The sequence below is a fragment of the Chishuiella sp. genome (genome assembly GCF_032109125.1).
Lineage (GTDB): Bacteria > Bacteroidota > Bacteroidia > Flavobacteriales > Weeksellaceae > Empedobacter.
Window position 1 is genome coordinate 17,169 of record NZ_DAMCLZ010000015.1, and the last position, 25,827, is coordinate 42,995.

The 25,827-nt window shown below is 28.5% G+C and carries 20 protein-coding genes; 13 read left to right on the forward strand and 7 right to left on the reverse strand.

Features of this window, described 5'->3' with window-relative positions:
* The first annotated feature begins 368 nt into the window (after positions 1 to 368).
* From ilvD to ilvA, 6 genes are all read left to right on the forward strand, one after another.
* On the forward strand, positions 369 to 2,060 hold the full coding sequence (ilvD, locus tag RT575_RS13355) for a dihydroxy-acid dehydratase (protein WP_313581501.1): 1,692 nt from the start codon (positions 369 to 371) through the stop codon (positions 2,058 to 2,060).
* Positions 1,993 to 3,753 (forward strand): biosynthetic-type acetolactate synthase large subunit, encoded by a 1,761-nt coding sequence (ilvB, locus tag RT575_RS13360; protein ID WP_313581502.1) that lies wholly within the window; start codon positions 1,993 to 1,995, stop codon positions 3,751 to 3,753. Before ilvD ends, ilvB begins: the two co-directional genes overlap by 68 nt.
* Positions 3,754 to 3,759: 6 nt before the next feature.
* Positions 3,760 to 4,353 (forward strand): acetolactate synthase small subunit, encoded by a 594-nt coding sequence (ilvN, locus tag RT575_RS13365; RefSeq protein WP_313581503.1) that lies wholly within the window; start codon positions 3,760 to 3,762, stop codon positions 4,351 to 4,353.
* A 91-nt stretch (positions 4,354 to 4,444) separates the two neighbouring features.
* Complete coding sequence (ilvC, locus tag RT575_RS13370) at positions 4,445 to 5,926, forward strand: ketol-acid reductoisomerase (protein WP_313581504.1); 1,482 nt, start codon at positions 4,445 to 4,447, stop codon at positions 5,924 to 5,926.
* Between the two features lie 50 nt (positions 5,927 to 5,976).
* A complete protein-coding gene (locus tag RT575_RS13375; protein WP_313581505.1) occupies positions 5,977 to 7,437 on the forward strand; it encodes an ATP-binding cassette domain-containing protein in 1,461 nt (486 codons plus the stop codon).
* A gap of 1 nt (position 7,438) precedes the next feature.
* A complete protein-coding gene (gene ilvA / locus RT575_RS13380) occupies positions 7,439 to 8,704 on the forward strand; it encodes a threonine ammonia-lyase IlvA (RefSeq protein WP_313581506.1) in 1,266 nt (421 codons plus the stop codon).
* A 73-nt stretch (positions 8,705 to 8,777) separates the two neighbouring features.
* Here ilvA and RT575_RS13385 read toward each other — a convergent pair whose 3' ends face one another.
* Complete coding sequence (locus RT575_RS13385) at positions 8,778 to 9,215, reverse strand: hypothetical protein (protein ID WP_313386869.1); 438 nt, start codon at positions 9,213 to 9,215, stop codon at positions 8,778 to 8,780.
* An 84-nt stretch (positions 9,216 to 9,299) separates the two neighbouring features.
* Positions 9,300 to 10,091, reverse strand: coding sequence for a DUF2797 domain-containing protein (locus RT575_RS13390; RefSeq protein WP_313581507.1), 792 nt, complete (start codon positions 10,089 to 10,091; stop codon positions 9,300 to 9,302).
* A 52-nt stretch (positions 10,092 to 10,143) separates the two neighbouring features.
* Between RT575_RS13390 and RT575_RS13395 the strand changes: the two genes are divergently transcribed.
* Positions 10,144 to 11,652 (forward strand): GH3 auxin-responsive promoter family protein, encoded by a 1,509-nt coding sequence (locus RT575_RS13395; protein WP_313581508.1) that lies wholly within the window; start codon positions 10,144 to 10,146, stop codon positions 11,650 to 11,652.
* A 26-nt stretch (positions 11,653 to 11,678) separates the two neighbouring features.
* Here the strand turns inward: RT575_RS13395 and RT575_RS13400 are convergent, their stop codons facing one another.
* Positions 11,679 to 12,917 carry an MFS transporter gene (locus tag RT575_RS13400; RefSeq protein WP_313581509.1) on the reverse strand — a complete coding sequence of 413 codons (1,239 nt, stop codon included), beginning with the start codon at positions 12,915 to 12,917 and terminating at the stop codon, positions 11,679 to 11,681.
* Positions 12,918 to 13,115: 198 nt separating this feature from the next.
* Between RT575_RS13400 and RT575_RS13405 the strand changes: the two genes are divergently transcribed.
* The 3 genes from RT575_RS13405 (at position 13,116) to RT575_RS13415 (ending at position 17,459) form a co-directional block, all read left to right on the forward strand.
* On the forward strand, positions 13,116 to 15,665 hold the full coding sequence (locus RT575_RS13405) for a phosphoenolpyruvate carboxylase (protein ID WP_313581510.1): 2,550 nt from the start codon (positions 13,116 to 13,118) through the stop codon (positions 15,663 to 15,665).
* Positions 15,666 to 15,765: 100 nt separating this feature from the next.
* Positions 15,766 to 16,314, forward strand: coding sequence for a crossover junction endodeoxyribonuclease RuvC (gene ruvC / locus RT575_RS13410; protein WP_313386864.1), 549 nt, complete (start codon positions 15,766 to 15,768; stop codon positions 16,312 to 16,314).
* An 89-nt stretch (positions 16,315 to 16,403) separates the two neighbouring features.
* On the forward strand, positions 16,404 to 17,459 hold the full coding sequence (locus RT575_RS13415; RefSeq protein ID WP_313581511.1) for a glutaminyl-peptide cyclotransferase: 1,056 nt from the start codon (positions 16,404 to 16,406) through the stop codon (positions 17,457 to 17,459).
* Positions 17,460 to 17,588: 129 nt separating this feature from the next.
* Here RT575_RS13415 and RT575_RS13420 read toward each other — a convergent pair whose 3' ends face one another.
* The 4 genes from RT575_RS13420 to RT575_RS13435 form a co-directional block, all read right to left on the reverse strand.
* Positions 17,589 to 18,086 carry a hemerythrin domain-containing protein gene (locus RT575_RS13420; RefSeq protein WP_313386862.1) on the reverse strand — a complete coding sequence of 166 codons (498 nt, stop codon included), beginning with the start codon at positions 18,084 to 18,086 and terminating at the stop codon, positions 17,589 to 17,591.
* A gap of 60 nt (positions 18,087 to 18,146) precedes the next feature.
* Complete coding sequence (locus RT575_RS13425; protein WP_313386861.1) at positions 18,147 to 18,581, reverse strand: Rrf2 family transcriptional regulator; 435 nt, start codon at positions 18,579 to 18,581, stop codon at positions 18,147 to 18,149.
* 142 nt (positions 18,582 to 18,723) lie between these two features.
* On the reverse strand, positions 18,724 to 19,308 hold the full coding sequence (locus RT575_RS13430) for a 50S ribosomal protein L25/general stress protein Ctc (RefSeq protein WP_313581512.1): 585 nt from the start codon (positions 19,306 to 19,308) through the stop codon (positions 18,724 to 18,726).
* A 44-nt stretch (positions 19,309 to 19,352) separates the two neighbouring features.
* The gene (locus tag RT575_RS13435; RefSeq protein ID WP_313386859.1) at positions 19,353 to 20,288 is read right to left on the reverse strand and encodes a ribose-phosphate pyrophosphokinase; all 936 of its coding nucleotides are present in this window, start codon (positions 20,286 to 20,288) and stop codon (positions 19,353 to 19,355) included.
* Between the two features lie 433 nt (positions 20,289 to 20,721).
* Between RT575_RS13435 and RT575_RS13440 the strand changes: the two genes are divergently transcribed.
* From RT575_RS13440 to RT575_RS13450, 3 genes are read left to right on the forward strand one after another with little or no spacing between them, the layout of a single operon-like run.
* The gene (locus RT575_RS13440; RefSeq protein ID WP_313581513.1) at positions 20,722 to 22,653 is read left to right on the forward strand and encodes a nucleoside-diphosphate sugar epimerase/dehydratase; all 1,932 of its coding nucleotides are present in this window, start codon (positions 20,722 to 20,724) and stop codon (positions 22,651 to 22,653) included.
* Complete coding sequence (locus RT575_RS13445) at positions 22,650 to 23,414, forward strand: polysaccharide biosynthesis/export family protein (RefSeq protein ID WP_313581514.1); 765 nt, start codon at positions 22,650 to 22,652, stop codon at positions 23,412 to 23,414. The genes RT575_RS13440 and RT575_RS13445 overlap by 4 nt, the downstream gene beginning before the upstream one ends.
* A gap of 1 nt (position 23,415) precedes the next feature.
* Positions 23,416 to 25,785, forward strand: coding sequence for a polysaccharide biosynthesis tyrosine autokinase (locus tag RT575_RS13450; RefSeq protein ID WP_313581515.1), 2,370 nt, complete (start codon positions 23,416 to 23,418; stop codon positions 25,783 to 25,785).
* Positions 25,786 to 25,827: the final 42 nt, after the last annotated feature.

Below are 25,827 nucleotides of genomic sequence, written 5' to 3' on the forward strand. Positions count from 1 at the left end.
TTGTCTAATTTAAAAAAATAATTCTAGCTTTGGTTTATCAAAAAAGTAAAAATGAATTTTATTCACAACGTTATTAATGTAATTGTCTTAGACATTCTTTCAAAAGAGAGTGGTAAACAGTTGTGAATTTATATAATATCAATTGAAGCCACTTTTTTATAAGTTGGCTTTTTTTATGAAATTATAATTTTTAAAACAGTTGTATGAAACATTTATTTGTCATTATTATTAACATTATTTTGGTCTTAGTCTTTAGATTAGGAAAGGTGGTATATTGACGAATTTTTAAGATAAATTTTATTGAGCCACCTTATTTTTAGGTGGCTTTTTTTATATAAATAAACAAGCAAAACAAATAGTAATAAGTTATGAACAATAACACAAAATCATTAAACAAAATCAGTAGTACAGTTACACAAGACCCTACTTTACCGGCTTCGCAAGCAATGCTACATGGTATTGGTTTAAGTGATGAAGATCTTAAAAAACCCTTAATTGGGATTGCAAGCATGGGATATGATGGAAACACATGTAATATGCATCTTAACCAATTTGCACAATTAGTGCAAGATGGTATGAAAAATGATGATTTAATTGGATTAAAATTCAATACAATCGGAATTAGTGATGGAATAACAAACGGTACTTCTGGAATGAGATATTCATTAGTAAGCCGTGAAGTTATTGCGGATTCAATCGAAGCAGTTTGTGCAGCTCATTTTTATGATGGTGTAATCACGATTCCTGGATGTGACAAGAATATGCCAGGTTCTATTATGGCAATGGCTCGTTTAAACAGACCATCAATCATGGTTTACGGAGGTACAATTGCTCCTGGTCATTACAAGGAAGAAGAATTAAATATCGTTTCTGCTTTTGAAGCTCTTGGTAAAAAACTAAATGGAAATTTAGATGACAAAGATTATTGTGGTATCATACAAAATGCTTGCCCGGGCCCAGGTGCTTGTGGTGGGATGTATACTGCTAACACAATGGCTGCTGCAATAGAAGCTTTAGGAATGAGCTTACCTTATTCATCTTCTTACCCAGCAATGAGTGATGAAAAAAGAAATGAATGTTTAACTGCTGGAAAGTTTCTAAAAAATTTATTAGAAAAGGATATTAAACCAAGTGATATCATCACAAAAAAATCTTTAGAAAATGCGATTAAAGTAATTGTTGTACTTGGTGGTAGTACAAATGCTGTACTTCATTTATTAGCAATTGCAGCAACAATGGATTTAGAATTGACTTTAGACGATATTCAAAAAATAAACGATAAAACTCCTGTTATTGCTGATTTAAAACCAAGTGGAAAGTACTTAATGGAACATTTAAGTAAAATTGGAGGTGTCCCTGCTGTAATGAAATATATGCTAAGTGAAGGATTACTTGATGGAGAATGTTTAACTGTAACAGGAAAAACTCTTGCAGAGAATTTAGAAAATGTTCAATCATTAGACTTTTCTAAACAAAATATTATAAGAAAATTAGACAATCCTATAAAAGAAACAGGTCATTTACAAATGTTATATGGAAACCTTGCTCCGAAAGGTTCAGTATCAAAAATATCAGGAAAAGAAGGATTTTACTTTAAAGGAAAAGCACAAGTTTTTAATAGTGAAGTAGAAGTTTTAAAAGCAATAGAAGAATTAAAAATAAATGCAGGAAGTGTTATTGTGATTCGAAACGAAGGACCAAAAGGTGGACCTGGAATGCCAGAAATGCTTAAACCAACCTCAGCAATTATTGGTGCTGGTTTAGGAGATAAGGTTGCTCTTATTACAGATGGTAGATTCAGTGGAGGTACACATGGATTTGTCGTCGGACATATTACGCCAGAAGCATTTGATGGAGGTCCTATTGCATTAATTGAAAATGATGACCTTATCGAAATTGATATTGACAAAAAACAATTGAACTTATTAGTTGATGAAAAAACTTTAGCAGAACGAAAAAACAACTGGAAACAACCAAAATTAAAAGTAAAAAATGGAATCTTATTCAAATACGCAAGACAAGTTAGGGACGCTTCAGAAGGCTGCCTTACCGACAGATAATTTAACTCAAATATCAGGTTCGCAAGCTATTATTAATGCTTTACTAGCTGAAGGTGTTGATACTGTTTTTGGATATCCTGGTGGTGCTATTATGCCTATTTATGATGCATTGTATGACTATAAAGATTTTCTAAAACATATCTTAGTACGCCATGAACAAGGTGGAATACATGCTGCTCAAGGTTATGCAAGAACATCAGGAAAAGTTGGTGTCGCATTTGCAACTAGTGGCCCTGGCGCAACTAATCTAGTCACAGGAATTGCTGATGCAATGATAGATAGTAATCCTATTGTATGTATTACAGGCCAAGTTTTTGCTTCTCTTTTAGGTACAGATGCTTTCCAAGAAACAGATGTAATTAACATTACTAATCCTATCACTAAATGGAATTATCAAATTACAGATGCAGAAGAGGTTAATGATGTTTTAGCAAAAGCTTTTCATATTGCTCGTAGCGGAAGACCAGGACCAGTACTGATTGATATAACAAAGAATGCACAAATTCAACTTATTGAAAAACAAAAATATGAGAAATGTACTCATGTACGCAGTTATAGACCTGAACCAGAAATAAGATCTGAATATGTTAAAGCGGCTGCTGAAATAATTAACGAAGCAAAAAAACCATTTGCAATTATTGGTCAAGGAGTTATTCTTGGTAAAGCAGAACAAGAATTAAAAGATTTTTTAAAAAAATCAGGAATTCCTGTAGCTACAACCTTAATGGGATTAAGTGCTATAGAAACAGAACACCCTCAATATGTTGGTTTATTAGGGATGCATGGAAATTATGCTCCAAATGTAAAAACAAATGATTGTGATGTATTGATAGCTATAGGAATGAGATTTGATGATCGCGTTACTGGACGTTTAGATAAATATGCTAAGCAAGCAAAAATTATCCATTTAGATATTGATCCAGCAGAAATTGGAAAAAATGTAAAAGTTACTGTACCTGTTTGGGGAGATTGTAAAAAAACACTTCCGTTACTTACAAAATTTACTGATAAAGCTGAACATAATGAATGGCTTGCTGAGTTTAGAGAATTAGAGAAAGAAGAACATAAAGAAGTTATAGATAAAGAATTCTATCCTTCATCAGATGTTATGTCTATGGCGGAAGTTATAAATACTTTAAACGACTTAACTGATGGTGAAGCTATAATTGTTACAGATGTTGGTCAACATCAAATGTCCGCATGTCGTTACGCAAAATTCAAAGATTCTAAACTTTTAGTTACTTCTGGAGGATTAGGAACAATGGGATTTGGCTTACCAGCTGCCATTGGTGCTTGGTACGGAGCTCCAGAAAAAGATGTTGTAATGGTTTGTGGAGACGGTGGTTTTCAAATGACTTTACAAGAACTTGGAACAATTATGCAGTTTGGAGCGAAAGTAAAAATCTTGATTCTAAATAATAGTTTCTTAGGAATGGTTCGTCAATGGCAAGAGTTATTTAATGACAAGCGTTATTCTTTTGTTGATATTACAAGTCCAGACTTTGTTGCATTAGCTAAAGCTTATCATATCGATGGTCAAAAAATTGATGCAAGAAGTGAATTAAAAAGTGCTTTGAAACAAATGTTAGAGCATGATGGTTCATATCTTTTAGAAGTTGTAGTAGGAAAAGAAAATAATGTATTTCCTATGGTTCAACAAGGTACAAGTGTTTCAGAAATCAGATTAAAATAAACTATTATGGATTCAAAACAAGAATATACAATCACATTATATACAGAAAATTCAATAGGGATTTTAGGAAGAATTGCTGGAATTTTTACTCGTAGAAAAATTAATATAGAAAGCTTGAGTACTTCTCCTTCTGAAATAGAGAACGTACATCGATTTACTATTGTTATTGAAGAATCTGAGGAAGTTGTACGAAAACTGTGCATGCAAATTGAAAAGCAAGTTGATGTTCTAAAAGCTTATTTCAACAATAATGATGAACTAATCTGGCAAGAACAAGCTTTATATAAAGTTCCAACAAATATTATCGCAGAAAAAGCTTACGTAGAAAGATTATTACGTCAATATGGCGCAAACACTGTAGTAATTCGTAATGATTATACTGTTTTTGAAACAGCTGGACATCGCGAGGAAATCGATAATCTTACTCAGGAACTTACAAAATACGGTTTAATAGAATTCGTACGAGGAGCAAGAATTGCAATTATAAAAGCGAGTACTGGTTTCCATGAAAAATTATTACAATTCGAAAAAGATGAACCTTCTAAAGAAGTTATAGAAAATGAATTTCTAGACAAAGGAAACTCTGTTTTCACTATGTAAAAATCAACATGTATATGATTAATATACAAAACTTTAAAATAAATTAATAATTAAATTAGGCATTAAGCCTCAATAATATAAAAAAAACAAAATGGCTAACTATTTCAATACATTATCATTAAGAGAACAATTATACCAATTAGCACAAGCAGAATTTTTAGACAACACAAAATTTTCTAAAGGTACTGATGCCTTAAAAGGTAAAAAAATTGTTATTGTAGGATGTGGAGCTCAAGGTTTGAATCAAGGTTTAAACTTACGCGATAGTGGATTAGATGTTTCTTATGCTTTACGTAAAGAAGCTATTGAACAACAAAGAGATTCTTGGAAAAATGCAACAAGCAATAATTTTACAGTTGGTACTTATGAAGAATTAATTCCTACTGCTGATGTTATTGTTAATTTAACTCCAGATAAACAACATACTTCAGTAATCAATGCTGTACAACCTTTGATTAAAGAAGGCGCAACACTTTTATATTCTCACGGATTCAATATCGTTGAAGAAGGAATGCAAATTCGTAAAGATATTACTGTAATCATGGTTGCTCCAAAATGTCCTGGATCAGAAGTTAGAGCTGAATATTTAAGAGGATTTGGTGTTCCAACATTAATTGCTGTTCACCCGGAAAATGATCCTCAAGGTAAAGGATTAGAACAAGCGAAAGCATATTGCGTAGGAACTGGAGGACATAAGGCTGGTGTTTTAAAATCATCTTTTGTTGCTGAAGTAAAATCTGATTTGATGGGAGAACAAACTATTTTATGTGGTCTTTTACAAACAGGTTCTATTCTTTCTTTCGAAAAAATGGTAGAAAATGGAATTGATGCAGGATATGCTTCAAAATTAGTTCAGTATGGTGTAGAAGTTATTACAGAAGCTTTAAAACATGGTGGAGTAAGTGGTATGCTTGATCGCTTAAGTAATCCAGCAAAAATTAAAGCTTTCGAATTATCAGAAGAATTAAAAGACATTATGCGTCCATTATTCCAAAAACATCAAGATGATATCATGTCTGGAGAGTTTAGTAAAACAATGATGGAAGATTGGGCAAATGGAGATAAAAATCTTTTAAAATGGAGAGCTGAAACTGGAGAAACTGCTTTTGAAAAAACACCTGCTGGAGAAGTTAATATTACAGAACAAGAATATTTTGATAATTATACTTTAATGGTTGCATTTGTACGTGCCGGAGTTGAATTAGCTTTTGAAACAATGGTTGAAGCTGGCATAAAACCAGAATCTGCTTATTATGAATCTTTACACGAAACACCATTAATTGCGAATACAATTGCTAGAAAAAAATTATTCGAAATGAATCGTGTAATTTCTGATACAGCAGAATATGGTTGTTATTTATTTGATCAAGCATGTAAACCATTGTTAAAAGATTTCATGAAAAACATTAATGTTGATGTTGTTGGAAAAGATTTTAATGAAGGAAAAGATAATTCTGTTGATAATGTAACATTAGTAAATATCAATGATGTTTTACGTAACCATCCTGTAGAAATTGTAGGAAAAGAATTACGTAAAGCAATGACTGCAATGAAAGCAATTAAAACAGTTTAATCTTACAGATTATAATAATACTTGTTTCATAAAATTTAAAGAAAAGTAAATTGGAAAATACAATTCTAAAAATAACGAATCTATCTTTCGGATATCAACAAAATTCGATTTTAAAAGATTTTTCATGGCAAATAAAGGCCAAAGAAAATTGGATGATAAAAGGAATTAGTGGAAGCGGAAAAACAACTTTAGCTAAAATCATCTCTAAAGAAATCGAAAATTATGAAGGTTTTCTTGAAATTAATTTTTGTGAAACAAGTCATTTACCAAAGCAAGTCATTTATGTTCCAAACTGGTTTCAATTTACAAATCTTGATGGACAGAAAAATTTTTACTACCAGCAACGATACAATAAAATTGAACAAAATGATACTTTAACAGTTTTAGCTGAATTAAAACGATTTGAAAAAAAAGAAAATTTAACATTTGAAAAGGTCGAACATTTATTAAAAATTTTTGGATTTGATAATTTTAAAAATCAACAACTAATTGAACTTTCTAGTGGAGAACACAAGAAATTGCAACTCATAAAAGTACTTTGGTTAGAACCTCAATTGTTGATTATAGATCAACCTTACACAGGATTAGATATTGAAACAAGAAAAAATCTGAATCAATATATAGATGATTTAACAACAAAAGGAGTTACGTTTATACTGATTAACAATGACGATGATTCCCCAGAATCTGTAAAACATTTCGCTGAAATTAGAAATGGACAATTATATGAGATTTCATTATCAGATAAAGTTACCAAAGATGTAAAAAGAAAATCAAAACCATTACCTTATTTTTTACAAAATCATCAAGAAAATTCTTCAGAAAACATTATACAAATGAAGAATGTTGAAATAGTTTATGGTACCAAAAAAGTTTTAGAAGGCATAAATTGGGAAGTAAAAAGTGGAGAAAAATGGTTGGTTTATGGAGCAAATGGATCAGGAAAATCAACTTTATTAAGTTTAATTAATGGTGATCATCCTCAAGCTTACGGAAACGAAATTTCTTTATTTGGTAACAGACGAGGAAGTGGAGAAAGTATTTGGGAGATAAAAGAAAAAATTGGAATGATTTCTCCAGAATTACATTGGTATTTTGATATGGATGCAAACGTAAAACAAGCCATTGCTTCTGGATTTTTTGATTCCATGTCTTTGTATCAAAAATTAGATTTTGAACAACAGCAAAAATTAGAACAACTTTTAATATTCTTTGATTTACAAGAAGATCAATTAAAAAAACTAAAGACACTTCCAATTGGTAAACAACGTTTAGTTTTACTAGCTAGAACTTTAGTGAAAAATCCTAAACTTTTAGTATTAGATGAACCTTGTCAAGGATTAGATAATGAACAGATTCTTCATTTCAATCAAATAATTGATGATTTAGCTGCAAGTGGACAAACATTGATCTATGTAGCACATTTTCAATCCCAAATTCCAAATTGTATCTCTCATCAATTACATATAGAAAAAGGGAAAATAATAAAAAACACAAATAAAACAAACTAAGATGAACGAAGTCGCATATTTTCCTCAAATAGAAGCTATAAAAAAAGCGAAAGAAAACATCAAAAAAATAATAGCAGAGACATCATTACAAAAAAATTTAAGACTTTCGAATGAGTTTGAAGCTACTGTTTTTTTAAAAAGAGAAGATTTACAAATTGTACGTTCTTATAAATTAAGAGGTGCATTTAACAAAATACAGAACCTATATCAAGACAACAAAGTTAATAATGGTGTTGTCTGTGCAAGTGCTGGTAATCATGCACAAGGTGTTGCTTATTCTTGTAGCATTTTAAAAATTAAAGGTGTAATCTTTATGCCAATTACTACTCCAAAACAAAAACTTGAACAAGTAAAAATGTTTGGAGGTGATTTTGCTGAAATAAAATTGGTTGGTGATACTTTTGATGATTCTAAAAATGCAGCTATAGCCTATAGCGAAGAAAACAATGCTGCTTTTATTCATCCGTTTGATGATCCTCTAATTATTGAAGGACAAGCTACAGTTGGCTTAGAAATTTTAGAACAAGTTACTCAAAAAATTGACTATGTATTTGTTCCTATTGGTGGTGGTGGCTTAGCTTCTGGTATTGCATCTGTTTTTAAACAACTATCTCCTGAAACTAAAATCATTGCAGTAGAGCCAAAAGGAGCTCCTTCTATGAAAACTTCGGTAGAAAATGGTTATAATACTGAATTAGATCATATTGATAAGTTTGTTGATGGTGCTGCTGTTCAAAAAGTAGGTGATTTAACTTTTGAAATTTGTAAAGACAATTTAGATGATTACCTTACAGTAGACGAAGGAAAAATTTGTGATATAATCCTACAAATGTATAATAGAGATGCTATTGTTCTTGAACCTGCTGGTGCATTATCTGTTGCTGCATTAGAACAGTATAAAGACAACATAAAAGGTAAAAATGTAGTATGTATTTTAAGCGGAAGCAATAATGATATTACTCGAATGGAGGAAATAAAAGAAAGAGCATTATTATATAACGGCTTAAAACATTATTTCATCATTAATTTTCCTCAAAGAGCGGGAGCATTAAAAGAATTAGTAAATGAAGTTTTAGCACCAAGTAATGATATAAGTTATTTCCAATATATTAAGAAAAACAACAAAGAAACAGGACCTGCGGTAGTGGGTATTGAATTAGATAAGAAAGAAGATTTTAATAGCTTAATTGATCGACTAGAAAATCATAATTTCGATTATCAATACCTAAATACAGATAGTACACTTTATTCTCTAATAATAGGATAAAAATATAATGATTACTAATTAACCCTAAAATGAAAATCCCAATGAGATAAATTATCTTATTGGGATTCATATTTTATTTTACAGAATCAGTTTTCACTTCACTTTTCTCAGATTCTAATGGAACTTGCGATATATTATAAGAATATCCTACTACAATTCCATCAAGCTTATTTACTCGTTTTACTTTAAAAGTTTCCGTTCCTTCAGCATTATTTTTAAAATGTACTTTATAGACTGCTTCATATATTGTTTTATCGCCATCCTCTAAAGGTGTAACTTTTTCAACATTGTAAACATCTATTGGTCCAAATTCTTTTATAGGAGCCATCAAATCTAATACATTTACACCATCTACATGTGCAAATAATGAATCAGGTCTATTTTCTCTATATTTATATACATCTAATACTGCCTGCTCAACTTTATATTGAGGTAAATCTGATTTTTTATTACAAGCAGAAAACGTAAACATTCCTGCAGCTATAAGTGCTAATGCCAATTTTTTATTCATAATTATATTTTTTTGTGTTATGTTAATTATCTGTAACTAATATAATTATAAAAAAAATGAAAAGCAATTTATTTTAAAAAGAATCTATATTTCAAATTTCACATAAAATCCTTCATGCCCACGAACATTAAAGACTGAGTTATCTTCAAATATTAAATATTGTGCTTTTATTCCTTTTAAAATCCCTTCTATAATTAGTGTTTTTTTCAAATTCAAAGATTTTACTTTATCTGGATAAGAATTTACGGGATATTCTAATTTTAACACTTTAGGTTCATCAACTAAAAATTGTATAAAATCTTTGTTCACATAACTTTTAATTTCATGATATTTTTGAAATAAATCTACTTCAGGAACATCATTTTTCAACATTCTTTGCCAGTTTGTTTTATCTGTAATAATATCTTTTAAAGAAACCTCAATCATACCAGCTTCATAACGATTATCAGTTCGTGCAATAATAATAGCTTCAGAGGCTCCTTGATCTATCCAACGAGTTGGAACTTGTGTTAATCGTGTTACTCCAACTTTTACCCCAGAAGAGTTTGCTAAATAAACAATATGAGGTTGTAATTCGAATTTTTGTTCCCACTCCAAATCCCTTTGTGCTATCCCCAAATGAGCTGTAGATAATTCTGGGTTTATAATACTTGGGTTAGCTTCTGGTAAAGTAAAAAAACAGTTCTTACAGTAACCCATTTGATAAATTTCTTTATCTTCATGACAACCTAAACATTCATAATGATCAAAACTAATTTTAATCTTTTTACCTAATAACTGGTTCATCACAATAAAATCATCTTTAAAATTCCAATAATAATTAATTGGAGAATGATTTTCTGTCGTCATTTTTCGAATTTGTCCCTCAAACTGCATTTTGCTAACTAAAGTTTATTAAATTTGTGTAAATCTACAAAACTTTTATTGGATGGGAATAGTCAATAAGATTATGGAAATTATGATGCGTAACCGAATGAATGTTATCGAGGAAAGCATCGCAAATCCAATTGGCACACAAGAACGAGTTCTTTTTCACAATCTTAAAAAAGGTAAATCTACTATCTATGGAAAAAAATATCACTTTGACGAAATAAAGAGGATTCATGATTTCCAAAGACAAGTGCCAGCAGTGCACTATGAAGATTTTGAACCTTATATAGAATTAGCTCGAAAAGGAGAAAAAGATGTTACATGGAATGGAAAAATTAAATGGTTTGCTAAATCATCTGGAACAACAAATGCCAAAAGTAAATTTATTCCAATTAGTAAAGAGTCTTTAGAAGATTGTCATTATGCTGCAGGGAAAACAATGTTTGCCTTATATTTAAATGCTAATCCTGAAACTGATATTTTTACATGTAAAAATTTGCGAATTGGTGGAAGTAGTGAATTATATCAAAAATATGATACTCGTTTTGGTGATTTATCTGCTATCTTGATTGATAATTTACCCTTCTATGCTGAAATGAAAAATATTCCAAACAGAGAAATATCTTTAATGTCTGATTGGAATACAAAAATGAATGCAATTATTAATGCTTGTAAAAATGAAGATGTAGGTTCTTTGACTGGTGTTCCTTCTTGGATGTTAGTTGTTCTTAATAAATTATTAGAAACAACTGGTAAAAACTATTTGGATGAACTTTGGCCAAACTTAGAAGTTTTTTTTCATGGAGGAATTAGCTTTAAACCTTATGCTGAAAACTATAATCTGATTACAAAAAAACAATTAAATTATTTCGAATTATATAATGCTTCGGAAGGATTTTTTGGAATACAAGATCAATTACATAACAAAGATTTATTATTACTTTTAGATAATGGGATATTTTATGAATTTATTCCCATGGAAGAATTTGGATATGAAGATCAACGTTTTCTAACTATTGCTGAAGTCGAAGTTGGTAAAAACTATGCTATGGTTATAACTACGAACGGTGGTTTATGGCGATATATTATTGGTGATACTATTCGCTTTACATCAACTAACCCACATAGAATTGTAGTTTCTGGACGAACAAAACATTACATAAATACTTTTGGAGAAGAATTAATGATAGAAAATGCCGAAGAAGCATTAAAAAGAACCTGCCTAAAAACCAATTCTATTATTTCTGATTATACAGCTGGTCCAATCTTTATGGAAGGTAAAGAAAAAGGAGCACATGAATGGATGATTGAATTTGATAAAGAACCCGAAGATTTTGATTTATTTGTTACTATTCTTGACAAATCTCTACAAGATGTTAATTCAGATTATGAGGCAAAGCGTTATAATAATATGACATTAAATCCTCCGATAGTTCACAAGGCTAGAAAGCAATTATTTTTTGAATGGATGGCATCTCGAGGAAAATTAGGAGGACAAAATAAAGTCCCTAGATTATCAAATACAAGAGAATTTATAGAACCTTTAATTATATTAAATACAAAATAAGCTGTTTTTAAAAACAGCTTATTTTATTATTCTTCGTTAATAATTTTTAATTCAGTATCTAATTCTTTTTCTATTTTATAATTATACCAAACAAATAACGATAAAGAGAATATACCTAAAAATCCCTCTAACAGCAATACAGTTCTTGTATTTAAAAATTCAGCTATTAATCCTATAATCAAGCTTCCTATTGGAGTCATTCCTAAAAAAGCCATAATATAATAACTAATTACTCTTGATCTCATTTCTGGTACCGTATGTAATTGAATATATGTATTTATTGAAGCTGACTGACAAATCATTCCTAAACCGCTTAACACAAGTCCTATTGATGCTAGCCAAATAGTATGACTAAAAGCAATTATACCTAAACCAATTCCCATAATAATACTTGATAAAATAATAGAATTATATAATTTTTCCATTTTTTTAAGACTCGTCATATAAATAGCGCTTATAAGAGCTCCTATACCTACAGCACTTTCAAAAATTGTAAACGTCTGAGAATTTCCATTAAAAACCTCTTTTGCCAAAACTGGTAATAATGTTGTAAAAGGTATAAGCATTAAACTAAAAAAAGAAAGTAATAAAAGTTGTGATAAAATTCTTTTTTCTGATTTTACATAAATAAAACCTTCCTTTAATTTATTTAAAACATTTATCTCCTCTTCATTTTTTATAAAAGCTGGCAATTTCATAAGATATAAACAATATAAAACAGGAATGAAACTTAAAAAGTTACTAATAAAACAAAAATCTTCTCCAAAAGCTGATAGTAAAACCCCTGCTAAAGCAGGACCTATTACCCTAGCTAAATTAGTCATTGCTGAATTTAAGGCTATTGCATTAGGTAAAGCTTCTTTATCATCAACTAAATCAATCATCATTGCTTGTCTACAAGTAACATCAAAAGCATTAATAACTCCTTGCATTAAACTAAGAAGAACAATCGCTGTAATGTTATAATATTTTAAATAAATAAGAATAGCCAATAATAATGCTTGTAATGCTGCTAACCATTGTGTATTTTTCATTACCTTATATTTATGACAACGTTCAATAAAACTTCCTACATAAGGTGAAAGTAATAATGTAGGTATTAAGCCTACAAAAACTATTAATCCTAATATAAAGGGAGAACCTGTTAACTTGTAAACAAGCCAAGCTATCGCTGTTTTCTGAATCCAAGTTCCCAATAAAGAAACTGACTGACCAATAAAAAAAAGTTTAAAATTTCTTGATTTTAATGCGATAAATGATTCCATTTTTTTAAAAATTTTATACAAATCTATTACAAAGATTAAAATCTGTAAAACTCTTTTTTTAGATACTATCAATCGATAAAACCGATTAATAATTATAATATAAAATCAAATTCTTTTAACTTTATCTTATTATTAATTTGAAGGTATTTTTTATTATTTTTTATTTAATTTTACTAAAACACAGAAAAATACCTACTAATGAGAAGTACAAATTCATCTCAGCTTAAATTCCATCAAATCGTGGAAAATAAGTTTCAGATTTACAACAGTCTTTTTATGAGCTTGCCTTATGATGAGATGCAAAAAATTGGTTCACTTATTCCTTTCTTATATGAAGAAAGTAAAAAAGGTCTACCTGAAGGAAAATCTCCAAATGAAATTATAAGTGATTTTTTTGAAAAATATACTGATCTAGAGACTGAAGAAGAAAAAATAGATTTGATGTATCGTATCATTCAATACATAGAACGTCAGGTTGTATTATTTGATAGTATCGAAGATGCTGCTTTCTCTTCTTTACACCCAGATAACGAGAAAGGAAGTATAGAAAGTATTTACCATATTGCTTTAGCTCAAAACAAGGTTGATGAAGTTCGAGAAAAAATGAACAATTTTGTAACTCGTGTCGTTTTTACAGCACATCCAACTCAGTTTTATCCAACAAATGTTCAGCAAATCATTCAAGATTTAAGAGATTACATTCAAAATGATTCTGTAAGTAATATTGATCTTTTATTACAACAATTAGGAAAAACACCTTTCATTAATCAAGAAAAACCAACACCATACGATGAGGCTGTATCAATTGTTTATTATCTTAGAAATGTTTATTACCAAGCAATTGGTAAATTAAATAATGAAATTAATCAATTATTTTTTACTGAAAATTCTCCCCTAAAATCAACTGTTATTCAACTAGGTTTTTGGCCTGGTGGAGATAGAGATGGAAACCCTTTTGTTACAGCAGAAATAACATGGAAAGTAGCTAATTTATTACGAACAAGTATTCTTAAAAATTACTATCATCATTTAAAAAATGTGCGTCGACGCTTAACATTTAAACATATTACTGAACCTCTAAAAGAATTGAGTGATATCATTTATCAAAACATGTTTAGTGAAGAAGGAAATCTTTCTTTGGATGATTTAAAAAGTCGATTATATGAAATTCGTGAAACTTTAATAAGAAAGCATGATGGAACATTTTTAGATATTTTAGATGACTTTATAACTCGAGTTGATATTTTTGGGCTACACTTTGCTTCATTAGATATTCGTCAAGATTCTAGAATTCATCAAAAAGTAATTAACCAAATTGTTGAAAAATATACAGGTAAAAATTTCTTAGAATTATCTGAAGTCGATAAAATAGAATTATTAACAAATCCTAACTTCAAAATTAATCCTAATGATTTTGAAGAAGACATTGTTGTTGATACAATTAAGAATGTTTATCAATTAAAAACAATTCAACAACGAAATGGAGAACAAGGTATAAATCGTTATATCATTTCTAATTCAGAAACCATTTTCGATATTTTAAATGTATATGGATTATTTAAATTTTGTGGCTATAAAGAAGATGAAATCAACTTTGATATTGTTCCTTTGTTTGAAACAATAAGAGGTTTAGATGGAGCTGAAACTACAATGAACAAGCTTTATAATCTTCCTATTTATGCAAATCATTTGAATCGTCGTAAAAAGAAACAATCTATTATGTTAGGTTTTTCTGATGGAACAAAAGATGGAGGATATATAAAAGCTAACTGGGAAATATACCGTACAAAAGAGATCTTAACAGCTATATCCGAAAAAAATCAGATCGATGTAATCTTTTTTGATGGTCGTGGAGGACCTCCAGCAAGAGGAGGAGGAAAAACACATGAATTTTATGCTTCGCAAGGAAAAACAATTGCAAATCATGAAAATCAAATTACAATCCAAGGACAAACAATAACATCTAATTATGGTACATTACCACAAGCAAAATATAATTTTGAACAATTATTTACTGCTGGAATAATTTCTGATGTTTTTGCTACAAATGCAAGTCAGATTTCTACTGAACAACGTACTCTTATTGATGAATTAGCTAAAATTAGCTATAAGAAATATGAAGATTTAAAAAATCATTCTTCATTCATGCCCTACTTAGAAAATATGAGTACTGTAAAATATTATGGTAAAACCAACATAGGAAGTAGACCTAGTAAACGTGGCGGAGATAAACAATTGGAGTTTGATGATCTACGTGCTATTCCTTTTGTAGGTTCTTGGAGTCAACTAAAACAAAATATTCCTGGATATTTTGGTGTTGGAACTGCAATTAATGAATTCAAAAAACAAGGAAGAATAGATGAAATTAAAGATTTATTCGAGAATTCTAGCTTTTTTAGAACGTTAATTCAAAACAGTATGATGTCAATGCAGAAAACATATTTTCCATTGACTTATTACATGAAAAATGATCCTGAATATGGAGAATTTTGGAATATCTTACATGATGAATTTAAGCTATCAAAAGAATTATCTTTAGAAATATCTGGATATTCTACATTGATGCAAGATGAGCCACTCAATAAAGCTTCTGTAGAAATGCGAGAAAAAATTGTATTACCACTATTAGTTATTCAACAATTTGCTTTAAATAAAATTCATAATGAAAGTGAACATAAAGAAGAATATGAACAAATGGTCATGAGATCTTTGTTTGGAAATATAAATGCGAGTAGAAACTCTGCTTAATCTATTTAAGAAAATATAACACAAAAAATCCTCATTAATTAATGAGGATTTTTTTATAAAGTAAATCTTCATCTAAGAATATCTTAATACCTTCGCATTAATGGAAAAAATTATTTTAGGTATAGATCCTGGGACATTAGTTATGGGATATGGTTTAATTGAAGTAAAAAATAACAAAATTCGTTTGATTACTTTGGATGAATTACTGTTACATAAACTACCAAATCAACAAACTAAACTAAAAAAAATATTCGAAAAAACATTAGCTATCATCGATCAGTATAATCCTGATGAACTAGCAATCGAATCACAATTCTTTGGTGTTAACGTACAATCTATGCTAAAGTTAGGTAGAGCTCAGGGTGTTTGTATTGCTGCTTGCCTACACAGAGATATTCCTGTTGTTGAATATGCTCCTAAAAAAATAAAAATGGCTATTACTGGTAATGGAAATGCATCTAAAGAGCAAGTTGCAGGAATGTTACAACATTTATTGGGATTAAAAGAGATTCCTAAACGATTAGATGCTACAGATGGTTTAGCAGTTGCTGTATGTCATTATCTAAATTCTGGAAAAACAACTGGAACAAGTAGCTCCTATTCTAGTTGGGATGCATTTGTGAAAAATAACCCAAAAAGAACAAAATAATTTGAATTTATTTTCATTGGAATCGAATTTAAATATATTTGTATAGAGGTTTCTTTGTTGAATAGAAATCAAAAAAATAAAAATATCAAATGAAAAAATATCTAATCACGGCATCTTGTTGCTTAACACTTAGTTCACTTTTTTTTTCTTGTAAAGATACATCTGGAAAAAACAATGCAGCTATCACTGAAACTGTTTCTAGTATAGAACAAAAAAAATATAAAGTAGGTGATAATATTGATATTCCTATTTCTAATTTAGATGGTATTACTAAAGTTGTAGTTTCTGTTGATGAACAAGAAGTTTCTTCTAATTTTAAAATTGATGGAAAAACTATTGGTTTAGGAAATCATACTGTTAATCTGAAATTTTTTAAAGGAGATGAAGAAACAAATTCTCGTGACTTTACCTTTGTAGTTTATGCTGATAAACCAGCAGCTACTTGGAATTATGAAGTTGTAGAAACATATCCTCATAATCCTGATTATTTCACCCAAGGTTTTTATTACAAAAATGGGAATATTTTCGAAGGTACAGGATTAAGAGATGGAAAAACGAGACTTATAGAATATAAACTTGGTGCTTCAACGCCTACCAAATTATATCAAATAAAAGATGATGTTTTTGGAGAAGGTATTACAGAAATGGATGGATTCATTTATCAATTAACATGGCAAGATCGTTTTATATACAAATATGATTTAAATTTTAATCAAGTTAAAAAATTTGATATGCCTAGCCAGATTATTGAAGGTTGGGGAATAGTTACTATTGGTAATGAATTCGCAATTACAGAAGGTTCTCAACGAATTCATTATTACGATAAAGATTTTAAATATTTAAGAACTATTCAAGCTTTTGATAGTGAAAGACCATACAGTTATTTAAATGAAATCGAATATCATGATGGTTTAATCTACTCTAATATTTACATTAAAAATGGAAATGTTGACAATGGAAATATTGTTGTTATAGATCCTAAAACAGGAGCTGTAATTGCTAAATTTGATATGGGAGATTTAAAAGGTAAACAAGGGAATCCTCAAGCACAAGAATTTAATGGAATTGCATTCAAAGAAAATGGTAATATGTTAGTTACTGGAAAACTTTGGGACAAAATATTTGAAATAAAAATTAAGAAATAATTAAAAAAATAAAAGGTTTGCTATAGCAAACCTTTTATTTTTAATAAAAACTCAAGTTGCACAAGTTTGAGTTTACAAAAAAATCAAAATCATCTAAATAAATTATAGTAAGATAAGTATTTTTAACTGCTATGACCAAAATTGATCATGCCAATCACTATTGGTTAGTAATGTATTAAATTGGTTGTTTATTATTTTTAGTTTTTTTTGTGTCGCATTTTTCTTAAACTCTGGAAACATTTGTTTTTCTTCGAATCTAATATGCAAATCCAATTCCTCTTCTATGTAGATTAAACTTTTCATTGGATTTTTGTGATCTATTTTAAATAATCTTTTTATTCTTCTATGTTCTTTTAAAGCTCTCTTTATTAAGTAATGGTCTTCATCAAGTAAAGTAAAAAGATACTTTTCTTCTATTTCCATTTTTTTAAATAAAATATTCTCACCATACCATTTTACATAATCTACCATTCTTTGAATATCAACTCCTCTATCGATTCCAGTTCTAATATTCCAACAAAAGAATAATGTTTTATGATGTCTTTGACATGCTTCATTTAAATTTGTTGCAACAGAATAATTCAGTTGAGAAGTATTTGTTTGTGGTAATTCAATAGTAAATTTCATAATTCAAATTTTTAATTCGGATAATAAGATATTTTTATCTTAATTATTAATAAAAAATATTTAATGCTTCAAAAATGCTAATCCTTTATCTATGTCATCGATTAAATTAAACATAGATGTTTTTTCCAACATTTCTCTTAAATCTTTACGAATAGAAAAAACTCTACTATGCAAAGCACAAGGTTTATTTGCATCACACTCAACGAGTCCTAAAATACAACTATGATATAAACCATCTCCATCTATTGCTTTAATAATTGTAACCAATTTTATGTCTTGCAAATGATTTCGATCCATTTCGAAACCACCAAATTTACCTTTAACAGATGTTATAACTTTAGCTTTCACTAATTGTTGTAATATTTTCGCTGTAAATGCTTCTGGTGAATTAATAGAATTAGCAATTTGTTTTAAATTTACACGATTACCTGAAACAGATTCTTTTGCAATAAAAACAGAAGCTTTTATACCATATTCACACGCTTTTGAAAACATCAATTTATTTTATAATTTTTAATAATTATATGACAAATGTAGAAATAAAATTTAAATCGGACAAAATTATCTTTGTTAAATTTTAAAATAAAAGTCACTCAAAATTTGAGTGACTTTTTTAATTTATATAAAAGATTATTTATTAATCTTCATCATCATCTTGATCAGCATCTTTAACTGCATTACGAGAAGTACGTATAGCAACTACAACTGCATTATCTGGATGAGCAAAAGTATAATTATCATTTTTCAATGATTCAACATACATTTTGTGTCCAATTCTCATTGGTGTAATATCGATTTCGATTTCATCTGGTAAATTAGCTGGAATAGCACGAACTTTTAATTTACGCATGTTGAAACGTAAAACCCCTCCGGCAACTAAACCACGAGCACGACCAACTAAACGAACAGGAACTTCCATTGTTACTAATTTATCATCTTGTAATTGATAGAAATCTACGTGTAAGATTTTATCAGTTACTGGGTGAAATTGGATATCTTGTAAAATCGCTTGGATTTTAGTTCCATCATTTAACTCGATAGAAACTGTATGAGCTTCTGGAGTATAAACTAATCCTTTAAAAGCTTTTTCATCAGCTGAAAAGTGGATAGGCTCACTAGAACCATAAACCACACAAGGTACTTGCTCAGCATTACGTAGGTTACGTGTTGCCACTTTACCTAAGTCTTCTCTTTTTTGACCTTGAATTGTAATTGACTTCATAATATATTAAATAAAAATATTTTTAACTTTTTAGTGATAAATAACTAGATAACAAAACGTTGACTAATAGATTTATTACTATGTACTAAATGCATAACATCAGCAAAAAGCGGAGCGCAAGATAACACTTTTATTTTAGTTGTGGAATTATTTTTTAATGGAATACTATCAGTTATAGCAATTTCCGTTAATTTAGAATTCTCTAATCGCTCATATGCAGGTCCAGATAAGACTCCGTGAGTAGCAATAGCTCTTACAGATTTTGCTCCTTTTTCCATAATCAATTCTGCAGCTTTAGCTAAAGTTCCTGCTGTATCAATCATATCATCAACTAAAATTACATTTTTTCCTTCTACTTCACCAATTAGCATCATGCTATCTACTTGGTTTGCTATCTTACGTTCTTTATGACAAATAACAATATCTGCATTTAAATGTTTAGCATAAGTATTTGCTCTTTTAGCTCCTCCCATATCTGGTGATGCAATACAAATATTATCTAAACCTAAACCATTTATATAATCAACAAAAATTGTTGAAGCAAATAAATGATCAACAGGCACTTCGAAAAAACCTTGAATTTGATCTGCATGTAAATCCATTGTCATTACACGAGTTGCCCCTGCAGTCATTAACATTTTTGCTACTAATTTTGCTCCAATTGGTACACGAGGTGCATCTTTACGATCTTGTCTAGCAAAACCAAAATAAGGAATAACGACAGTTATACTTTTTGCTGATGCTCGTTTTGCTGCATCACACATTAAAAGTAATTCCATTAAGTTATCTGTTGGTTGCATTGTAGAGCCAATTAAGAAAACTCTTGCTCCTCTAATTGGTTGCTCAAAAGCAGGTACAAATTCACCGTCACTGAATTCTACAATTTTTGATTTACCTAATTCTTGACCGTAATAATCTGAAATTTTTGATGCTAAATCTAGTGATCCTCTAGTTGAAAAAAGAAATGCTGTTTGTTCCATTGTGTGTTTGGGAAATGTTTTTGCAAAAGTAATTTAAATGAATAAAATAATAAAGAAATATGATGTATAATTCATAATTATTTTTAATTTAAAAAATTAAAAATAAGAATAATAAAAAAATATCTACATATATAGCCAATTGATAATATTATATGTAAATATTTATTGAAGTCATATAAAAAAGTTTAAATTTAAATTAATCACTTAATTCTATCTAAAACCTTAATTAACCAATTAATAATTAATTATTTTTAATTTACTTTTACGTAATATTGATAAACATAAAATATGTTAAAACATCGATTAATACTAGAATTAATAAAATAAATGAATAATAATAATAATATTTCTACGTTAAGAATTTTAAAAGAAAAAGTATATCAAATTTATACTTTTTTATTGTCCTATTTTTTTAATTTAATTACTGTAATTTTTGAAACCATTTAGTAAACAATTCAATATACCTCGTTGGTTAGTATTGTTAATAGACATTGAAATTGTATTGATAAGTTACATACTTAGTAACTTTATTTTGAATAGTTTTCTAAATATATTTAGTATAGAAAATTTACTGTATCAAATACCTCTAGTAGTTATTGTATACTATTTATCCTTTATATACTTTAAGACATATAAAGGAGTGGTTAAAAAAACAGGATTAAAAGATACCCAGAATGTTTTTACATCAAATTTCTTTGCTTATATTATATTATTCAGTATTGCTTTTATTTTTAGAACATTTTTATCAAACTATTTTTCTGACAATAGAACAATAATTATGATTTTTAGAATGTCTTATTCTATTATTTTTGTTCACCTTCTAATAACAAGTATAATTATGGTAAACTCTAGAGTTTACTATAAATTATTCTACAGATATTTTTTTAGCAAAAATAAAAAAGTTGATCGTGTTCTAATTTATGGTGCTGGAGATTCTGGTTACATTACAAGAGATATTTTGCAAAATGAAACTCAACAAATTTATAGAGTTATTGGTTTTATAGATGATAACCCAACAAAAAAAGGAAAACGAATAGATGGAGTAAAAGTATTTTCTGTTGATGAAATAACTGATGAATATATTCATCAAAATGGGGTTTCTCAAATTATTATATCGATACAAAATGCCACTAATTCTGAACTAATTGAACTATCTCAATCAATAGAAAAACTACCAGTAGAAATAAAAATTATTCCCCCAATTTCTAAATGGATAAATGGAACATATAAACCAAATCAAATCAAACAGTTAAAAATTGAAGATTTATTAGGTAGAGAATCTATTGAATTAAATAATCCTATTCTAAATGAGAATATAAAAAATAAAGTTGTTTTTGTTACTGGTGCTGCAGGTTCTATTGGTAGTGAAATTTCTAGACAAATAGCTACAATGGATTTTGATCGCTTAATTTTAATTGATCAAGCTGAATCTGCTTTGTATGATGTTCAACAATCTTTAAAGTACATTGTTTCTGAAATTAAACAAAATAATATTTTTTATATTGTAGGAAGTGTAAGGGATAGAATAAGAATGTCTCGTTTATTTGAAGAATATAATCCTCATTTAATTTTTCATGCTGCAGCTTATAAACACGTCCCTTTAATGGAGAGTTTTCCTTATGAAGCTATAAATACAAATATTCAAGGAACTAAAATTATAGCTGATTTAGCTAACGAATTCAATGCAGAAAAATTTGTTATGGTATCAACAGATAAGGCTGTTAATCCAACAAATGTTATGGGAGCAACAAAACGTGTTGCTGAAATTTATGTGAATTGTATTAATAGAAATTCTACTACAAATTATATAGTTACTCGATTTGGAAATGTATTAGGATCTAATGGTTCGGTTATCCCTTTATTCAAAAAACAATTAGAAAATGGAGGACCTCTTACCGTAACTGATACTAATATTACTAGATATTTCATGACGATTCCCGAGGCTTGTAATCTAGTTTTAGAAGCAGGTATCATGGGGAAAGGAGGAGAAATATTTGTTTTTGATATGGGTAAATCAATTAAAATATTTGATTTAGCAAAAAAAATGATTCGATTAAGCGGATTTAAATATCCTGAAGATATCGATATCAAAGTAATTGGCTTACGTCCTGGAGAAAAGATATATGAAGAATTATTGGCAAATGATGAAAATACAATAAAAACTCATCATGAAAAAATAATGATAGCTAAAGTTAACACTGAAAAGTGTGATGAAAACAAAATTCTAATTGAAGAGCTTTGTAATATATCTTTATCTGATAAAAGTGAAAATGCAATTGAATTAGTCTCTAAAATAAAACAAATTGTACCTGAATTTAAATCTCAAAATTCTGAATTTGAAAAACTTGATAAAAATAGTTTATGAAAAATAGCATCTCTAAATTTTTAATTGTTCTTATTATATTCATTGTTTCTTCTTGTGCATCTAAAAAAGAAATGATTTATTTCCAAGGAAATCAAGGATCAACAACCAAATTTGAAGAATTTATTCCTAAAATACAATCTTCAGATCGCTTAGCTATTAGTGTTTCTGCTGCTGATGTTAGAGCTACAGATCCTTTTAATCAACAAAGTATTTATCAAGCAGGGTCATCAAATATCAATAGTAATCCATATGTCAAAACATATACCGTTGATGAAAATGGTTTTATTAATTACCCTGTCCTTGGTTTAGTTAAATTAGGAGGATTAACTAGATCAGAAGCTGAAAATAAGTTAAAAGAAGAATTATCTAAGTATATTACAAACCCTGGAGTAAATATTAACTATACTAATTTTAAGATAAGTGTTTTAGGAGAAGTTAAAAATCCAGGCTATTTTTCTATTCCAAATGATCGAATTACTATTCTTGAAGCTTTAGGTATGGCAGGAGATCTAACTGTATATGGTGTTCGAAAAAATATTATGGTTATCCGTGAACAAAATGGTGAAAAGAAAACATATACAGTTGATTTAACCTCTAAAGATATTTTAAATTCACCTGTTTACTATCTTGCACAAAATGATGTTGTATATGTTGAACCAAATGGAGCTAAAGTTTCTTCTTCTAAATTCACACCTAATTACTCATTATTAATTTCTGTAGCTGGTGTAATTATTTCTGTAATCGCTGTAATCTCTAAGTAAAATGAAAGATAATAATATAAATAATAATTTTTCTGATAATAAAGAAGAAAATATTAATATAAGACAAATTATTGAACAATATTTATTTTATTGGAAATGGTTTGTTATAAGTATTTTCATTGCTTTATTTGGAGCTTTTATTTATCTTAGGTATACTCAGAATCAATATAAAGTATCTGCTAAAATTTTATTGAATGAGCAAAAGTCTTCAACAGGAGATTTAGCAGAAGTTATGGATCAAGCCATTCTTGGAGGATCTTCTACAAACTCTGAAGTTGGAGATCAAATAGATGTAATCAAATCGAATCGTTTATTAACAAAGGTTGTTCTGAAAAATCATCTGAATGTAAAATATTCTAATGTTGGTGATATAGTAACAAAGCAAATACCTCAAGAAAATTCACCAATAAGCATTATTTTTTTTACTAATGATAATCAATCAAATCAAAGTTTTTTAATTACTATACTATCTAACACAAAATATAAATTAGAAAATAAAAAAACTAAAGATTCTAAAACTTATTCATTTGGTCAAAAAGTAACAATTAAAGACGAAAGCTTTATTATTACAACAAATGGTTATCATACAGATATTATTAATAAACAATTACAAATAGATAAAGAGCCTATAGATGCAACTGTTAATAATTTAAAAAATAGTCTAAGTATAGACCCTAATTCAGACAAAACATCTAAAATTATTAACTTTTCAATTATCGGAGCTGTTCCAGAAATATCTAAAAAAATAATTAATGATTTAATTGACACTTATAATAAAGACATTCTTTATGATAACAATCGACTAACAGAAGCAACTTCAAAATTTATTAATAATCGATTAAAAATAATTTCTGTTGATCTAAGTGGTGTTGATCGTAGTTTAGAGCAATACAAGGTAAATAATAAAATAACTGACGTTACCTCAGAAGCTTCTATTTTTTTAGAAAGTGCATCTGATAATGATAAAAATTTATTAACATCAACCACTCAACTACAATTAGTTGATTACATGAATGAGGCTCTAAGTACAAATAAAACAGATTTGTTGCCAACAAACTTAGGTCTTAGTGATCTTTCTATTACAGCAGAAATTGATGCATATAACCAACTCATTTTAAACAAAGAAGATATGTTGAAGTCTGTAACAAAAGAGCATCCGAATGTTGTACAATTACAAGAGCAAATTAACAATGTAAAAAAGAATCTTAAAAATAGTTTACGTATTTACAGAACCAATACTCAATTAACTGTAAATTCTATTCAAGGAAAACAAAATCAAATTGCAGGAAAAATACAAAAAGTTCCTAGCCAAGAACGTGGTTTTAGAGATATTTCTCGTCAACAACAAATTGTAGAATCATTGTATTTATTTTTATTACAAAAACGCGAAGAAAACGAAATAAAAGCTGCTGCGACTCCAGAAAATATAAAAGTAATTGATTTTGCCTATGAAAATAAAATTCCTGTTTCCCCTAAAAAAAGTATTATTTACTTAGGAGCATTAATTTTAGGCTTTATAATTCCTTTTTCTGGTATTTATATTTATTTCTTATTGAATAATACTGTAAAATCTAAAGAAGATATAGAAGGTATATTAAATGTACCTGTTGCTGGAGAAATTCCTCAAAGTACTCAATCTTTAGTTGAATTCAATGATCAATCAATTGTATCAGAATCTTTCCGATTATTACGTACAAATATCAATTTTTTATTGAAAGGAGATAAAGAAGCTAAAGTTATATGTGTTACATCTACAATTAGTGGTGAAGGAAAATCTTTTATATCTATTAATCTTGCACAAGTATTAAGTATGTCTGGAAAATCAGTTTTATTAATTGGTGGAGATATTAGAAAACCTAAAGTATTAGAGTATTTAGGTATAAAAGATGAATATATTAATAGAGAGGGAATATCTGAATATTTAGCTTCTACAGATTTAAATGTAAATGAAATTATCATTCAACCTAAAAATTATTCATTTGATGTTATTCGTTCTGGTAAGGTTCCTCCTAACCCTGCTGAACTATTGATGAATGGACGATTTAAAAATATTATTGAATATGGTAAGCAACATTATGATTATGTTATTTTAGATACGGCTCCTATCAACTTAGTTACAGATACCCTTTTAGTCGCTGATAATGCTGATATTACACTTTATATCGTAAGAGCTGATCTTTTAGATAAAAATCTATTAGCTATACCTAAAGAATTAAATGAAGAGAATCGTCTAAAAAACATGGCTATTGTACTTAACGATGTTAACTTATCAAAAGGATATGGTAATTATAAATACAAGTACAGCTATGGCGAAAGAAATAGCTACGGTAAAAATTTATTAAAAAAATATTTAAACGTAAATAAAAAGTAGTTTAATTATATACCTTAAGCATATTAAGTTATACATGTTTCA

Excerpts from the sequence above, each read along its gene's own strand:
- ilvD (WP_313581501.1), top strand. The coding sequence starts at position 369 with ATGAACAATAACACAAAATCATTAAACAAAATCAGTAGTACAGTTACA.
- ilvB (WP_313581502.1), top strand. The coding sequence starts at position 1,993 with ATGGAATCTTATTCAAATACGCAAGACAAGTTAGGGACGCTTCAGAAG.
- ilvN (WP_313581503.1), top strand. The coding sequence starts at position 3,760 with ATGGATTCAAAACAAGAATATACAATCACATTATATACAGAAAATTCA.
- ilvC (WP_313581504.1), top strand. The coding sequence starts at position 4,445 with ATGGCTAACTATTTCAATACATTATCATTAAGAGAACAATTATACCAA.
- ilvA (WP_313581506.1), top strand. The coding sequence starts at position 7,439 with ATGAACGAAGTCGCATATTTTCCTCAAATAGAAGCTATAAAAAAAGCG.
- RT575_RS13385 (WP_313386869.1), bottom strand. The coding sequence starts at position 9,215 with ATGAATAAAAAATTGGCATTAGCACTTATAGCTGCAGGAATGTTTACG.
- RT575_RS13390 (WP_313581507.1), bottom strand. The coding sequence starts at position 10,091 with ATGCAGTTTGAGGGACAAATTCGAAAAATGACGACAGAAAATCATTCT.
- RT575_RS13395 (WP_313581508.1), top strand. The coding sequence starts at position 10,144 with ATGGGAATAGTCAATAAGATTATGGAAATTATGATGCGTAACCGAATG.
- RT575_RS13400 (WP_313581509.1), bottom strand. The coding sequence starts at position 12,917 with ATGGAATCATTTATCGCATTAAAATCAAGAAATTTTAAACTTTTTTTT.
- RT575_RS13405 (WP_313581510.1), top strand. The coding sequence starts at position 13,116 with ATGAGAAGTACAAATTCATCTCAGCTTAAATTCCATCAAATCGTGGAA.
- ruvC (WP_313386864.1), top strand. The coding sequence starts at position 15,766 with ATGGAAAAAATTATTTTAGGTATAGATCCTGGGACATTAGTTATGGGA.
- RT575_RS13415 (WP_313581511.1), top strand. The coding sequence starts at position 16,404 with ATGAAAAAATATCTAATCACGGCATCTTGTTGCTTAACACTTAGTTCA.
- RT575_RS13420 (WP_313386862.1), bottom strand. The coding sequence starts at position 18,086 with ATGAAATTTACTATTGAATTACCACAAACAAATACTTCTCAACTGAAT.
- RT575_RS13425 (WP_313386861.1), bottom strand. The coding sequence starts at position 18,581 with ATGTTTTCAAAAGCGTGTGAATATGGTATAAAAGCTTCTGTTTTTATT.
- RT575_RS13430 (WP_313581512.1), bottom strand. The coding sequence starts at position 19,308 with ATGAAGTCAATTACAATTCAAGGTCAAAAAAGAGAAGACTTAGGTAAA.
- RT575_RS13435 (WP_313386859.1), bottom strand. The coding sequence starts at position 20,288 with ATGGAACAAACAGCATTTCTTTTTTCAACTAGAGGATCACTAGATTTA.
- RT575_RS13445 (WP_313581514.1), top strand. The coding sequence starts at position 22,650 with ATGAAAAATAGCATCTCTAAATTTTTAATTGTTCTTATTATATTCATT.
- RT575_RS13450 (WP_313581515.1), top strand. The coding sequence starts at position 23,416 with ATGAAAGATAATAATATAAATAATAATTTTTCTGATAATAAAGAAGAA.